A 14506-nucleotide genomic window follows, 5' to 3' on the forward strand; every position below is an offset into this window, starting at 1 on the left:
TCTCTTTTCTATTAATGTGTATGAGCTTGATCATTTTCTTTTAATTGTTCTACGATGGCTCTATTCGGTGTCACGGCGACGGTTTTCTGATGGTCATAAATCACATACCCTGGTTTTGCGCCGTTTGGTTTATGCACATGTTTGATTTCAGTATAATCAACCGGAACGGCACTTGACTGTTGAGCTTTACTGAAATACGCCGCTAAGAGAGCGGCTTCATTTAACGTCGCCTCACTTGGGGCATCAGAGCGAATCACAACGTGTGAGCCTGGAATATCTTTTGTGTGTAACCAAATATTTTGTTTTCCGGCAAGCTTCATCGTTAAATAGTCATTTTGTTTATTGTTTTTTCCGACCAAGATGATCGTCCCATCACTTGATTGATATCGATCAGGTGATGGTTTTTTCGGTTTATTCTTTTTTCTGGTTTTTTAAGCACTTTCTTTTTAATCAGACCTTCATCTTCTAATTCTTCTCTAATCTCATCTAAATCTTCTAAACGTGCTTTTTCAATTTGTTCGATGAGTTGGTCAAGATAGTCAATCATCTCATACGCTTTTTGGATTTCAATGTCTAACATCTTCTTAGACGTCTTCAATTTTTGATACGTCTTAAAATAACTCTGAGCATTCTCACTCGGTGATTTATTCGGATTTAATTCGATCGTCAGTGTGGGTGTATCTTCTTCGTAATAATCTAATACATCAACAGAGGAATCACCTTGCTTAACTAGGTGCATATGCGCCGTTAATAATTCGCCTTTCTTTTGATAGCTCGGCGCATGCTCGGCTTTTTTTAACGTCTGTTGTTGCTTTTTGATTTTTCTTAAGGTTTTACTGCGTTCATTTTGTAATACCCGAATCAAATCACCCGCGCGTTGTTTAACTAAATCACGTTCGGCTTTATCGCGATAGAAATAATCAAGTAAGGCATTGACTGATGCAAAATGTTTTAAGTTTTCACTAAAGGATTTAAGTGGAAACAGATAAAACGCATGTTTCGTTTGATCAATCACAGGATCAATCTGACCGTTTTCAATATCGACTAAAAGTTGATGAAAACCATGGATTTGTGAGTCAATATCATCCCCAAAAGTCTGTAGTTCTTGCTCAATTTGAGGGGAGACACCCATGAAATGTGTCATGAACGCGCGCTCATGTAAAGATTGTTTTACGATTGTTTCTCTATCTTTTTTGTTTAAATCAAAGGGATTCACTTTATCTTGTGTCGGTGGATAAATATAAGGTTGTCCCGGTTGAATCGTACGGAAGCGATTTTGATACGGTGATAAATGTTTCATCGCATCTAAAATGTGTCCTTTATCAGCATCGACTAAAATAATATTGGAATGTTTACCCATGATTTCAATGATCAGTCGCTTTCGAATATCATCACCGATCTCATTCTTCCCTTGAATAGACAGCTCAATGATGCGTTCATTCTCATATTGGATAATCTCGCGGATAAAACTACCTTCCAAATGCTTTCTTAGTAACATACAAAACATCGGTGGTTCCTTTGGATTAGTAAATTTCTCATCCGTTAAATGGATACGTGCATACACAGGATGCATCGATAATAATAACCGGTGTGTTTTTCCATTGGCGCGGATATTTAAAATTAATTCGGTTTTTGTTGGTTGATAAATTTTCAATATACGACCTGTTGCAAGTAATGCCTGTAATTCTTTACTTACCCGTCGTGTCACCATACCATCATATGTCATACGTCATCACCTCGTGTTGTTATTATAGCACGGATAGACGTGTGATGATACCGACGAAATAGCCGACTACTTTTACTATGAACACGAGAGGGAACGAGTGAAACATTTACAAAAACGAGCATCATTGTGTATACTGAAGTTACGAGATGACGTGATTAAGATGGTTAAATCGATGATGAATAAAAGAATTTCGTCAAGAAGCATTCCAAAATGGCGCATTTTATACTATAATTATAAAGATTATTATGTCATTCATATGATGAGCGGCTATAGTTTAAGGGGGAGCAAAAATTGAGTTTACGATTAATTAATATCGGATTTGGTAATGTTGTCTCAGCCAACCGAATTATCACGATTGTTTCACCAGAGTCTGCGCCAATCAAACGTATTATTTCTGTCGCAAGAGAGAATAATAAACTTATTGATGCAACATATGGTAGACGGACACGTGCGGTGATTATCACAGATAGTGACCACGTCGTTTTATCTGCGGTTCAACCAGAGACAGTTGGTAACCGTGTTGTGACACACGAAGAAGAATTATTAGATTAAAGCTAACGGTATTAGCTTGATTGGGGGATTAACGTTGTTATTTAAACAAAAAGGCATTCTTTTCGTTTTATCTGGACCTTCCGGTGTAGGTAAAGGAACAGTGAGAAAAGCGCTGTTTAAAAAAGATACATCATTAAAATATTCGACATCGATGACGACACGTCCAATGCGACCGGGTGAACAAGAAGGTGTGGATTATTTCTATCGTTCAAAAGAAGCTTTTGAACAAATGATCGAGAACAATCAACTACTCGAGCACGCTGAGTATGTCGGGAACTATTACGGTACACCGCGTGAGTATGTTGAACAACAATTAGAAGACGGTAATGATGTCTTTTTAGAAATTGAAGTTCAAGGGGCACTGCAAGTCAAAGCAAACTTCCCAGAAGGTGTGTTTATCTTCTTATCACCACCAAGTTTGGAAGAATTAAAAAATCGGATTGTCAGTCGTGGCACAGAAACAGAAACACTTGTGATGAATCGATTGAATGCCGCAAAAGAAGAAATTGATATGATGGACGCTTATGACTATGTTGTTGTGAACGATCAAGTTGATCACGCGGTAGAAAACGTCCAAGCGATTGTTAAAAGCGAGCACTGTAAACGTGAACGTGTCGCATCTGAATACAAGAAAATCCTGGAGGTGAGTCAATCATGATGTTAGATCCATCTATTGACCAATTATTAACGAAAATTAATTCTAAGTATACCCTTGTGACCTTATCATCACGTCGTGCACGTCAAATTCAAGATGAAAAAATTGTTCAAATTGAAGAGCCGACCTCAGCAACAAATGTCGGGATCGCACTAGAAGAAATCTATGCAGATAAGTTGACATTTATTTCAACTGAATACAAAGAACGTCGCTAAATTTACACACGTTAACCCCCTTGTTCGCCAATTACGGTGGCTTGGGGGTTTTCATGCATAAAGAAAGGGTGAAGAAACGATGACATTATCCGGAAAAAAGATTGTCCTTGGGGTGACGGGTGGCATTGCGGCATATAAAGCCATTAGTTTAACGAGTAAACTCACACAAAGTGGGGCGATTGTCAAAGTGATTTTAACAAACGGCGCACAAAAATTTGTCACACCGCTATCATTTCAAGCCATTTCAAGACAACCTGTTTATTTAGATACATTTGATGAATTAGATGCATCAGAAATTCAACACATTGCCCTCGCTGATTGGGCTGACTATGTTGTCGTTGCACCAGCGACGGCTAATATGATTGGTAAATATGCGCAAGGTATTGCGGATGACTTATTATCAACGATGCTTCTTGCGACGACATGTCCCGTGTTTTTTGCACCTGCCATGAATGTGCATATGTATGAGCACCCAGCCGTGATTGAAAATATGAATACGCTACGTAAAAGGGGTGTGTCCTTTATTGAACCAGACGAAGGCTACCTTGCTTGTGGCTATGTCGGTAAGGGCCGTTTAGCTGAACCAGAGGAGATTGTGCGATTTCTCGAACAAACGACTAATAAACGCGCACTTTTAAAAGGAAAGCGACTATTAATATCTGCTGGTCCAACACAAGAAAAAATAGATCCAGTCAGATACTTAACGAATCATTCATCAGGCAAGATGGGGTATCAATTAGCCGCGGTAGCACAAGAACTCGGAGCGGACGTGACGTTAATAAGTGGTCCCGTTCACTTAGAGGCACCTGTTGGTGTCACTAAAATTGATGTCACAACGGCAGAAGATATGTATGAAGCGGTGACGTCGCGCTACCATGAAGCAGATATTGTGATTAAGACTGCCGCTGTTAGTGACTATACGCCTAAAGTGACGTATGATCAAAAAATGAAGAAACAAAAGCAACCGCTCGTTCTTGAGATGGTGCGCACAAAAGATATTTTAAAAACACTCGGTGAGAAGAAAACCCATCAATATTTAGTTGGTTTTGCGGCTGAGACCGAAGATGTCTTAACCTACGGTAAAGGAAAATTACAGCATAAACAATTAGATATGATCGTGATTAATGACGTATCAAAGCCCAATCAAGGGTTTCATGCTGATACAAATGCGGTCACCATCGTGACGAAAAAAGGTCAAGAACAAACCTTACCGCTTCAATCCAAACGAAGGGTTGCAGAGGAAATTTTACGAGTGATTAGTGAGGAAGTTGATTAAGTATGACAGAAAAAATAGCCCGCGTTGTCGTGGATGTTCCTGCAAGTAATATTGATCGTTTCTTTGATTACCTCATCCCAGACCATTTATTAGGTGCCTTAGAAGTTGGGATGCGTGTCATTGTGCCGTTTGGTAACCGAACGATTATGGGTTATGTGCTACATACAGTCAATGAAACAACGCTAGATGAGTCAAGATTAAAAGCGATTAAAGCGACACTTGATGTGCAGCCGGTGCTAACCAAAGAACTGATTGACTTAGGTCAATGGCTGGCTGAATCAACGATGAGTTTCTTTATCTCTAGCTTTCAAGCGATGTTACCCCAAGCACTAAAAGCGACGTACGATAAATCGCTCCACCGTCTGGAAGAACCGAAAAATCAACAGCTAGCGGATTTATTTGACGGCCGTGACTATATCGCCTTTGATGAATTGAGTGAACATATACCTTTGCGGGTGATTAACGAGGAGATAAAAGAAAAAACGGTCGAATGGGATTATCACGTGACGACGAATGAAAGTTATAAGTTTGTCCAAATGGTAGAAGTGGTTGGAACAGAGGCCGAATTTGATGCTTATCTTGCCGAATTAACGAAGCAGTCAAAAAAACAATTTGAGCTGGTTCAATACTTTTTGGATCATCCAGCGACACAGCCTTTAAAACAAGTGTTGTCAGAGAATCAAACGACCCGGAACACGTTAAATAAATTAAAGGATCATCAATTAATTCGATTGGTTAAACAACAAGTTAATCGAGATCCTTATCAAGGACAAACAGAAAAAACAATACCGCTCACATTAGCCCCGCAACAACAAGCGGCCTTAGATGCGATCGTGTCCAAGATGGATCAAAATTTACCGGACACCTTCTTGCTGCATGGGGTCACCGGTAGTGGTAAAACTGAAGTGTATCTTCAAGCGATTGATCATGCGATCAAACAGGGCAAAGAAGCGATTGTTCTCGTACCGGAAATAAGTTTAACACCGATGATGGTGGAACGATTTAAACGTCGCTTCGGTGACGCGGTCGCGGTGTTACATAGTGCGCTATCTAAGGGTGAGCGATTTGATGAGTGGCGAAAAATTCAAAAGAAACAAGTGAGTGTTGCCGTTGGTGCGCGTTCAGCTATTTTTGCCCCGTTTGAAAACCTCGGGATGATTATTATTGATGAGGAACATGAGTCAACGTATAAACAAGAAGATCATCCGCGTTACCATGTGCGTGATGTCGCCAAAAAACGTGCTATCTATCACGCTTGTCCCGTTGTGCTAGGGACCGCAACGCCGACACTTGAAACGTATGCGCGGGCAAAAAAGGCGTCTATCACCTGATTGAGATGCCAGAGCGAATCAATCAATCTGTTATGCCAAAAGTGACAATTCAAGATATGCGAGAAGAACTGCACCAAGGAAATAGAACGATGTTTTCACGTCAATTAAAAGAAGCCATTCAACAACGGATTGATAAACAAGAACAAGTCGTCTTATTCTTAAATCGCCGCGGCTACTCAACGTTTGTTATGTGTCGAGATTGTGGTCACACCGTTGAATGTCCCGATTGTGATATATCACTGACTTACCATCAACGTGATCATCGATTGAAGTGCCACTATTGTAATTACAGTGAGCCGATGCCTAAAGTCTGTCCAAATTGTGAGTCGGAATCGATTCGCTTTTTTGGGACCGGGACTGAGAAGGTCGAAGAAGCTTTAAATGAAACTTTTCCCGAGGCACGCATCATCCGAATGGATGTCGATACGACTAGAAAAAAAGGCGCGCATGAACGTTTATTAAAACAATTCGGAAAAAAACAAGCGGATATTTTACTGGGGACACAAATGATTGCTAAAGGATTAGATTTTCCAGATGTGACGCTTGTCGGTGTGTTAGCAGCTGACGGATTGTTAAACTTACCTGACTTTAGAGCCGCAGAAAAGACGTTTCAATTACTTACACAAGTATCAGGTCGAGCGGGCAGACACGAATTGACGGGGGAAGTGATTATCCAGACGTATACCCCGGAACATTACAGTGTGTTATTTGCGAAAGAGTATGATTATCACGGTTTCTTTAAACAGGAGATGACGCTAAGAAAGGCCTATCAGTATCCGCCTTATTATTTCCTTACGTTAATAACCGTGACGCATGAAAACCGCTTAAAAGCAGAGGAAGTGACACGCGTGATTCAAAAACTTCTCAATAAACATTTAACAGAACAGGCTATCATCCTCGGACCTACGCCATCACCCATTGAAAGAATTAAAGGTCGTTATCGCTTTCAATGCATGGTAAAATATAAAGATGAACCGGACTTAATGACAGTGTTAAGAAAAATATTAAAACATTATGAGGCTGAAAGTAATAAAAATCAGTTAATGATCCATATTGATTTAAATCCACAACAACTTATGTAGAAAGAAGGTTAAACATGAAGCGTATTGTATTTATGGGAACACCGGATTTTAGTGTCCCTATCTTAGAACAATTAGTGAAAGACGGTTATGATATTCCGCTGGTCGTGACTCAACCTGACCGACCTAAGGGGCGTAAAAAAGTGTTAACGCCACCGCCAGTTAAAGTGGCCGCCGAACGATTAGGCTTGCCGGTCTTTCAACCGGAAAAAATAAAAGAAGATTATGCGCCAGTTCTTGAAGCGAAACCAGATTTAATCGTGACAGCGGCGTTTGGCCAAATTGTTCCTAATATTTTATTAGAGGCACCGGTAGATGGATGTATTAATGTTCATGCCTCGCTTTTACCTGAATATCGGGGTGGCGCACCGATTCATCAAGCGATTATTGATGGGAAAAGCGAAACAGGCGTGACGATTATGTATATGGCAGAAGCCTAGATGCAGGCGATATCTTAACCCAACAAAAAATCTTAATTGAAGAAGATGACCACGTGGGGAGTCTGTTTAATAAATTGAGTCACATAGGACGTGATTTATTACAAGCTACGCTGCCGGCATTATTCGCAGGTGAGCTTACGCCAGTGAAACAAGATGAAGCGCAGGTGACGTATGCTCGAAATATTACCCGTGACCAAGAGCGAATCGATTGGAAAGAAACAAATACGCATGTTTATAATCATGTGCGAGGTCTGCATCCATTTCCTGTCGCAAGTACGACCTTAGACGGAACTAATTTAAAATTATGGTGGGTGGAAAAAACGTCCGCTCAAACGGATCATGCGCCTGGTACCATTACCGCATTAGAACAAGATGGGGTGATTGTACAAACAGGGGATGGCTCAGTAAAATTAACAGATATTCAACTGGCAGGGAAGAAACGCATGCCAATTAAAGACCTCTTAAATGGACAACATCCATTAAGTGTAGGGAAAGTATTAGGTGAAAATGATGAGTAAAACAGTCCGAGCACATGCTTTAGATGTGCTAGTTAAAGTAGGAGATAATGGCGCGTTTAGTCATTTATTGATTGATCAAACATTAAAAAATAACGCCTTAGATATCAGAGATCAAGGTTTATTCACCGAACTCGTTTATGGCACGTTGAATCGTAAATTAACACTCGCGTATGATCTTGACCAGTTCGTGAAAAAAACAGGGAAACTCCAAAGTTGGGTAAAGTGGTTGCTTTATTTATCTTTTTATCAATTAAAATATTTAGATAAAGTACCTGACCATGCTGTTGTCAATGAAGCGGTTGAAATTGCTAAAAAGCGCGGACATCAAGGTATCGTCAAACTCGTCAATGGTGTTCTGCGCCAAGCGCTACGTCAAGGGTTTCCTTCATACGAAACGATTGAACCAGTAACGAAACGATTGAGTATCGAAACGAGTACACCAGAATGGTTAATGGAACGCTGGATCGATAGTTACGGCTTAGAAAAAGCAGAAAAAATCGCCACCGCTCAACTAATCAAAGCAGATAAAGCCGTTCGAGTAAACTTACTTAAGATGACACTTGAAGACGCCAAACAACAATTAATTGAAGATGGTTTTGAGGTAGAGGCCTCTCCTTTTTCATCGAAAGGGCTTATTATTAACGCGGGCAACATTTTAAAACATCCTTTCTTTGACGAGGGGATTGTCACAATCCAAGATCAAACGTCTATGTTAGTCGGAGAGATGATGGCTGTTGAAAAAGATCAAGTCATCCTTGATAGTTGTAGTGCACCAGGTGGTAAAACCACCGATTTAGCTGAACGGTTATCGAATACGGGTCGAGTGTATAGTTATGACTTACATGAGAAGAAAACAACATTAGTTGACAAAAAAGCGGCGCAATTGGGCCTGATTAATATTAAGACAAAAGCAATGGATGCACGCGAGTTAGATCAAGCATTTGAGGTCAAAACATTTGACCGGATTCTTATTGATGCACCGTGCTCTGGTTTTGGTGTGATTCGAACAAAACCTGATATCAAGTATACAAAGACTAGTGAAGACGTGTTAAATCTCTCGATGATTCAATTTGATATGTTAAACACCATCATGCCACTATTGAAAGAAGACGGGAAACTGATTTATAGCACGTGTACGATTGATCCAACTGAAAATGAAGCGTTGATTGCTGAATTTTTATCAGGACAAACGCGATATGAAGTTGATCCGACATTCTTTACCGAATTGCCGGCATTTTTACAACAATCCGTTGGGGTTACCCCTTTTTGGTCTGCAAATTTTCCCGGATGATTTTCATACGGATGGGTTCTTCTTAACGCGTTTACAATATAAACAAGCAACTGATGAAACATAATCAGTCGGTGAGGTGAAAAGATGACACATGTATTTATAACGGATCAAGGACGCGTCAGACCCTACAATGAAGATACGGGAGGCGTCGTCTGTAATCAAGACAAGCAAGCGCTCTATATTATTGCGGATGGTATGGGGGGCATAATGCGGGAGATGTTGCTAGCGCAATGGTGCTCAAGTATTTTCAAACGCATTGGTCGAAAGAACAACGATTGACACGTGTCGATGATGTCGAACAGTATCTTACTCAGTCGTTACAAAATGTGAATGAACATATTTATCAAAAAGCTTTGGAAAATGAGGCCTATCGTGGTATGGGGACAACCGTTGTGGCTGTCATTATTGTCGATGATATGGCTGTTGTCGCTCATGTCGGTGATAGCCGTTGTTATAAAATGTCGGGCATAAAGCTGCGACAAATCACAAAGGATCACTCACTAGTGAATGCCTTGTGAGCGCAGGTGAAATTACCGAACAAGAAGCAAGAGTCCACCCGAAGAAAAACATCTTAACTCGCGCTGTTGGTACTGACCAGCCAATCGACATTGATGTCGCCATGGTCAGTTGTGAGCCCGGTGAACAATTGTTGCTTTGTACTGATGGATTAACGAATAAACTGTCGGATGAGGATATACAAGCGATTATTTTATCGGCAGAGACGCTTCATGAAGCTGGAGAAAAGTTAATCGCTAAAGCGAATGCACGTGGCGGTGAGGATAATATTTCCCTCGTCTTAATTAGTGAAGATACAGGAGGTGAAGCCTCTTGTTAGAAGGTAAATTATTAGGCGAACGTTATAAAGTCCAGTCACTCATCGGTGGTGGTGGTATGGCAAATGTCTATTTAGGGTTTGACACCATTTTAAAGCGAGAAGTGGCGATTAAAGTACTAAAGCTTGAGTATGCCAATGATGATGATTTTATCAGACGATTTCATCGTGAGGCACAAAATGCGACGAGCTTATCTCATCCGAATATTGTCACCATTTTTGATGTGGATGATGAAGATGATATTTATTATATGGTCATGGAGTATGTGGATGGTATGACGCTCAAGCGTTACATTCAACTTCATGCCCCGCTGGACCCAGATGAAGCGGTCATGATCACGTCCCAGATTGCCGAAGCGATTCAACATGCCCATGATCATCATATTATTCACCGTGACATCAAACCACAAAATGTTCTAGTGACCCATGATAAGCAAGTAAAGGTCACTGATTTTGGGATAGCGCTGGCTTTAAGTTCGACGTCAATGACTCAAACAAATGCCGTCTTAGGTAGTGTCCATTACTTATCACCGGAACAGGCCCGTGGAGGTTTGGCGAATACGAAGTCAGATATTTATTCACTTGGGATTGTCTTGTTTGAATTATTGACCGGACGCTTACCGTTTTCAGGCCAATCAGCGGTTTCTGTTGCGTTAAAGCATTTACAACAAGTCGTACCCCCGGTGAAGAAGTGGGCGGAAGATGTTCCACAAAGTGTGGAGAATGTCGTACTAAAGTCAACGGCAAAAGATCCATTAAATCGTTATCAGTCAATGGATGAATTTATTGAGGATTTACGGACGGTCTTAAATGATGATCGGCTTCATGAAGCGCCGTTTCAAGTGCCTTTTATTGAAGGAGATGAAACGAAACAAGTTCCCGTGATCCAAGCAAGCTTATTTGAAAATCAGTCAGCACACGATACGGTTGTTCACCGAAAGCCAGCCATGGTTCAAGATGAAAAAAAAGCTACCTCTTCTCTTGAGAAAAAACAAGCGTCGAAGAAGAAAAAAATTATTTGGGGCAGCTCTATTGCCGCCATGGTTATACTGTTGAGTGTATTGTTTAGTTTGTTTGTCCTTCCGATTTTATTACAACCTGATGATGTTGAACTGATTGAGTTAACGAATCGCGATGTTGAAGAAGCGAAACGATGGTTAGAAAATAATCATTTAACTTATGACATTGAAGAAGTCTTTGACGATACAGTCGAAGTGAATATGGTTATAAGTCAGTCGCCTGACTCTGGACGGTTCGTGAAAGAGGAAACGGCTGTTAGTCTTGTTGTTTCATTAGGTAAGGAACCGATTGAGATAAGTGACTATACCGATCAATCATATAGTCAAGTTGAAAGACTGTTATTGAGCCAAGATTTTCAAAATGTTCAGCGGATCGATGTGTATTCAGATGAACCGGTTGGAACCATTCTAACCCAGGTTGAGCCTCAGCCAGGTACAAAAGTCGTACCATCTGAAACGATTGTTGTGTTTGAAGTGAGTGTCGGTAAGCGTATGGTGACGTTAGATGATTTAACTGGTTTAGATGAAATAGAAGCGCGAGATTATTTGACGGATAAAAATTTAGTCGCAAAAGTAACAGAAGAACATCACGAGAGCGTGCCAGAAGGTGAGGTCATTCGTCAATCACCGGAAGGTGATGTCGAAGTAGAAGAAGGCTCTGTCGTAAACCTTGTCGTGTCACTTGGGGAAGAAGAAAAACCTGTCAAAACCTATAGAGAAGAGGTGACCGTATCTTATACGCTGGATGAATTACCTGCTGATGATGACAATACAACGGAAGAAGAGCGCTTAATTCCACAAGAAGTGAGAATATATATTGATGACATCTCACATGATTTATCGGAGACGTATCAAGTCCAGATGATTACATCAGATACTACCTTTACCATTCCTCTAGAAATTGCACCGAATGACCAAGCGGTTTACCGCGTGGAACGTGATGATCAGACAGTGGTTCAGAAAACAATCCGATATGATGACATTGAAGGTGGTGAATAAATGACCGAAGGAAAGATTATGAAAGCGCTAAGTGGGTTTTATTATGTAGAAGACCAGGTAGGGGAAATATTCCAATGCCGAGCAAGAGGTGTGTTCAGGAAAAATAAAGAAACGCCTCTTGTAGGAGATTTTGTTGAATTTGAATCAGCTAATAAGACAGACGGTACCGTTACCAAATTGTTACCGCGTAAAAACGCCTTAATCAGACCGCCCGTCAGCAATGTTGACCAGGCGCTGATTGCGGTATCCGTTAAAGAGCCGGATTTTAGTACGGTGTTACTAGACCGATTTTTAGTGTTGGTTGAAAAGCATAAAATTGAACCGGTGATTTTACTAACTAAAATGGATTTGCTGGAAGAGGATGATTATCAAACCGTTGCTCATTACCGAGAAATTTATGAGACTATGGGCTATGTTGTAAAAGAATTCTCCACCATTATAGAGCAAGATTCAAGGCAATTAGAAGATTTATTAACAGGCAAAACGACAGTGATTGCGGGTCAATCGGGTGTGGGGAAATCTAGTTTTTTAAACCAATTAAACCCAGACTTAAAAATTAAGACAGCTGAAATTTCTGATAGTTTAGGGCGCGGGAAGCATACAACACGTCACGTGGAGTTAGTCCCTATCTTAGGTGGTCACGTTGCTGATACGCCAGGATTTAGTTCGTTAGATTTTGCCGAGATTGATTTAGAGGAGTTGCCGAAATTATTTGTTGATTTCGAACAATATAGTGACGCGTGTAAGTTCAGAGGATGTATGCATATGAATGAACCGAAATGTCGCGTCAAACAAGCGGTCGATACAGGAGAAATTGCCCTGTTTAGGTATGAGCATTATCAACAGTTTTATGAAGAGATTAAACAAAGAAAGCCGAGGTATTAATTATGTCAAAAATAGCCCCATCGATTTTATCCGCAGACTTTAGTAAATTAGGCGATGAGATTAAAGAAGTTGAACAAGCAGGTGCGGATTATATTCATGTTGACGTCATGGATGGGCATTTCGTCCCTAATATTACGATTGGTCCACTTGTCGTTGAAGCGATTCGCCCCATAACAACTTTACCGCTGGATGTTCATTTAATGATTGAAAATCCAGATCACTATATTGATCAATTCGCAGACAGTGGGGCGGATATTATTACCGTACATTATGAAGCGTGTACCCACTTGCACCGAACGATTATGCATATTAAAGAAAAAGGTGTGAAAGCAGGACTTGTAATCAATCCTGCGACACCTGTGGAGTTAATTCGTCCGATTTTACCAGAACTCGATTTATTGCTGTTTATGACAGTGAACCCAGGGTTTGGTGGTCAGTCATTTATTTCGAGTGTACTCGATCAAATTAAACAAGCCGATCAGTGGCGTAAAGATATGCAACTTGACTTAGAATTTGAAGTAGATGGTGGCATTAATACAGAAACAGCTCGTTGGTGTAAAGAAGCAGGTATTGATGTATTCGTTGCGGGGAGCTTTATTTTTAATAAAACCGACCGTAAAGAAGCGATTGATCAATTACGTCAAGTCATCGAGGAAAAGTAATTATGACCGTTTACGGTATTGTTGCAGGAGGGCCAAAGGCTCTCCTTCCTTGTTTAAAAGATCAACCTGTTGATTATTGGATTGGTTGTGACCGAGGAAGTTTATATATTCTAGAAGAAAGTCTGCCGCTATTTCAAGCGATTGGGGATTTTGATTCTGTCACGGCGGAAGAACGGCAACGAATTAAACAACATGCGAAACACATGCATCTTTTTCCGGCGGATAAAGACGATTCAGATTTAGAACTTGCGGTTAAATCAATACAACAACAACCAGAAGACACCTTGATTTTTTATGGTATTACTGGCGGTCGATTAGACCACACGTTAGCTAATCTCGCTTTGTTGAAACGCTTAGTTAAACGAAATATCAAGGCAAAAATGATCGATCGTTATCATACGATGGACGTCTATGTACCGGGTGTGCATAAGGTTCAACTAAACCCCGAACGTTATATTTCGATTTTACCTGCGACCGAAAAAGTTATCGGAGTGACGTTAGACGGGTTTAAATATCCGTTAGTGGATCGGACATTAGAAGAGGGCTCGAGTTTGACGTTATCGAATCATCTCCTAACGATTGAAGGGTCTATTTCCTTCACTAAAGGCATACTCATAGTAATAAGTGCTGAAGACCAAGAAACTTTTTAATGAGAGGGTTGAGGGGAATGCTCTTTTTTACAGTGAAAGTGCCAAGTTTTATCGGGAAGATATTGCAGCGGATGCGAAAGCATTAGCTTAAGGTGTCGTCATTAAGATGTAAAGGCATAAAAATAAAGCGCAGGCCATAAGTGGCAACTGCGCTTTATTTCATCATTAACGTATTATACACGTTCAACTTTACCAGATTTTAATGCACGAGCAGATACGTAAACACGTTTTGGTTTACCGTCTACCATGATGCGTACTTTTTGAACATTTGCTTTCCAGTTACGTTTGTTAGCGTTCATAGCGTGTGAACGATTGTTTCCAGAAACTGTCTTACGTCCGGTTACGACACATTTACGGCTCATATTTTTCCCTCCTA

The 14506-nt window shown here is 40.5% G+C and carries 15 protein-coding genes and 2 pseudogenes; 14 read left to right on the forward strand and 3 right to left on the reverse strand.

What is annotated here, in order from left to right; genetic code table 11:
- Nucleotides 1–11: 11 nt before the first annotated feature.
- Entirely contained in the window at nucleotides 12–359 is a 348-nt protein-coding gene (locus JCM19043_RS18550) for an NFACT RNA binding domain-containing protein (RefSeq protein ID WP_369813731.1), read from the reverse strand.
- The gene (locus tag JCM19043_RS02905; protein WP_369813732.1) at nucleotides 323–1726 is read right to left on the reverse strand and encodes an NFACT family protein; all 1404 of its coding nucleotides are present in this window, start codon (nucleotides 1724–1726) and stop codon (nucleotides 323–325) included. Before JCM19043_RS02905 ends, JCM19043_RS18550 begins: the two co-directional genes overlap by 37 nt.
- Before the next feature lie 291 nt (nucleotides 1727–2017).
- Here JCM19043_RS02905 and remA point away from each other — a divergent pair, with 291 nt between their 5' ends.
- The 14 genes and pseudogenes from remA to JCM19043_RS02975 all read left to right on the forward strand — a co-directional run bounded on the left by remA (nucleotide 2018) and on the right by JCM19043_RS02975 (nucleotide 14130).
- Nucleotides 2018–2278, forward strand: a complete 261-nt coding sequence (remA, locus tag JCM19043_RS02915; protein ID WP_062319847.1) for an extracellular matrix/biofilm regulator RemA — start codon at nucleotides 2018–2020, stop codon at nucleotides 2276–2278.
- Nucleotides 2279–2312: 34 nt separating this feature from the next.
- Nucleotides 2313–2936: a guanylate kinase gene (gene gmk, locus JCM19043_RS02920; protein ID WP_062319849.1), complete on the forward strand. Its 624-nt coding sequence runs from the start codon at nucleotides 2313–2315 to the stop codon at nucleotides 2934–2936.
- Entirely contained in the window at nucleotides 2933–3148 is a 216-nt protein-coding gene (rpoZ, locus tag JCM19043_RS02925) for a DNA-directed RNA polymerase subunit omega (protein WP_369813733.1), read from the forward strand. The genes gmk and rpoZ overlap by 4 nt, the downstream gene beginning before the upstream one ends.
- A 79-nt stretch (nucleotides 3149–3227) precedes the next feature.
- Nucleotides 3228–4424: a bifunctional phosphopantothenoylcysteine decarboxylase/phosphopantothenate--cysteine ligase CoaBC gene (gene coaBC, locus JCM19043_RS02930; RefSeq protein WP_062319851.1), complete on the forward strand. Its 1197-nt coding sequence runs from the start codon at nucleotides 3228–3230 to the stop codon at nucleotides 4422–4424.
- 2 nt (nucleotides 4425–4426) lie between these two features.
- Nucleotides 4427–6837, forward strand: a pseudogene (gene priA, locus JCM19043_RS02935) (primosomal protein N').
- Between the two features lie 14 nt (nucleotides 6838–6851).
- A pseudogene (fmt, locus tag JCM19043_RS02940) lies at nucleotides 6852–7792 on the forward strand (methionyl-tRNA formyltransferase).
- Nucleotides 7785–9083: a 16S rRNA (cytosine(967)-C(5))-methyltransferase RsmB gene (gene rsmB / locus JCM19043_RS02945; protein ID WP_369813734.1), complete on the forward strand. Its 1299-nt coding sequence runs from the start codon at nucleotides 7785–7787 to the stop codon at nucleotides 9081–9083. The pseudogene fmt and the gene rsmB overlap by 8 nt, the downstream one beginning before the upstream one ends.
- An 84-nt stretch (nucleotides 9084–9167) precedes the next feature.
- Entirely contained in the window at nucleotides 9168–9362 is a 195-nt protein-coding gene (locus tag JCM19043_RS16245) for a hypothetical protein (RefSeq protein ID WP_156321318.1), read from the forward strand.
- A complete protein-coding gene (locus JCM19043_RS02950; protein WP_197274727.1) occupies nucleotides 9317–9601 on the forward strand; it encodes a protein phosphatase 2C domain-containing protein in 285 nt (94 codons plus the stop codon). Before JCM19043_RS16245 ends, JCM19043_RS02950 begins: the two co-directional genes overlap by 46 nt.
- Nucleotides 9598–9918: a SpoIIE family protein phosphatase gene (locus JCM19043_RS02955; protein ID WP_062319855.1), complete on the forward strand. Its 321-nt coding sequence runs from the start codon at nucleotides 9598–9600 to the stop codon at nucleotides 9916–9918. The genes JCM19043_RS02950 and JCM19043_RS02955 overlap by 4 nt, the downstream gene beginning before the upstream one ends.
- Nucleotides 9912–11933, forward strand: a complete 2022-nt coding sequence (gene pknB, locus JCM19043_RS02960) for a Stk1 family PASTA domain-containing Ser/Thr kinase (RefSeq protein ID WP_062319857.1) — start codon at nucleotides 9912–9914, stop codon at nucleotides 11931–11933. Before JCM19043_RS02955 ends, pknB begins: the two co-directional genes overlap by 7 nt.
- Nucleotides 11934–12818 (forward strand): ribosome small subunit-dependent GTPase A, encoded by an 885-nt coding sequence (rsgA, locus tag JCM19043_RS02965; protein ID WP_062319859.1) that lies wholly within the window; start codon nucleotides 11934–11936, stop codon nucleotides 12816–12818. It abuts the gene before it with no gap.
- A gap of 2 nt (nucleotides 12819–12820) precedes the next feature.
- Complete coding sequence (gene rpe, locus JCM19043_RS02970; protein WP_062319861.1) at nucleotides 12821–13480, forward strand: ribulose-phosphate 3-epimerase; 660 nt, start codon at nucleotides 12821–12823, stop codon at nucleotides 13478–13480.
- Nucleotides 13481–13482: 2 nt separating this feature from the next.
- Nucleotides 13483–14130: a thiamine diphosphokinase gene (locus tag JCM19043_RS02975; protein WP_062319863.1), complete on the forward strand. Its 648-nt coding sequence runs from the start codon at nucleotides 13483–13485 to the stop codon at nucleotides 14128–14130.
- Nucleotides 14131–14303: 173 nt separating this feature from the next.
- Here the strand turns inward: JCM19043_RS02975 and rpmB are convergent, their stop codons facing one another.
- Entirely contained in the window at nucleotides 14304–14492 is a 189-nt protein-coding gene (gene rpmB, locus JCM19043_RS02980) for a 50S ribosomal protein L28 (protein ID WP_062319866.1), read from the reverse strand.
- Between the last annotated feature and the right edge of the window lie 14 nt (nucleotides 14493–14506).

It is taken from the genome of Halolactibacillus sp. JCM 19043 (assembly GCF_001310395.1).
Taxonomy (GTDB): Bacteria; Bacillota; Bacilli; order Bacillales; family Amphibacillaceae; genus Halolactibacillus; species Halolactibacillus miurensis.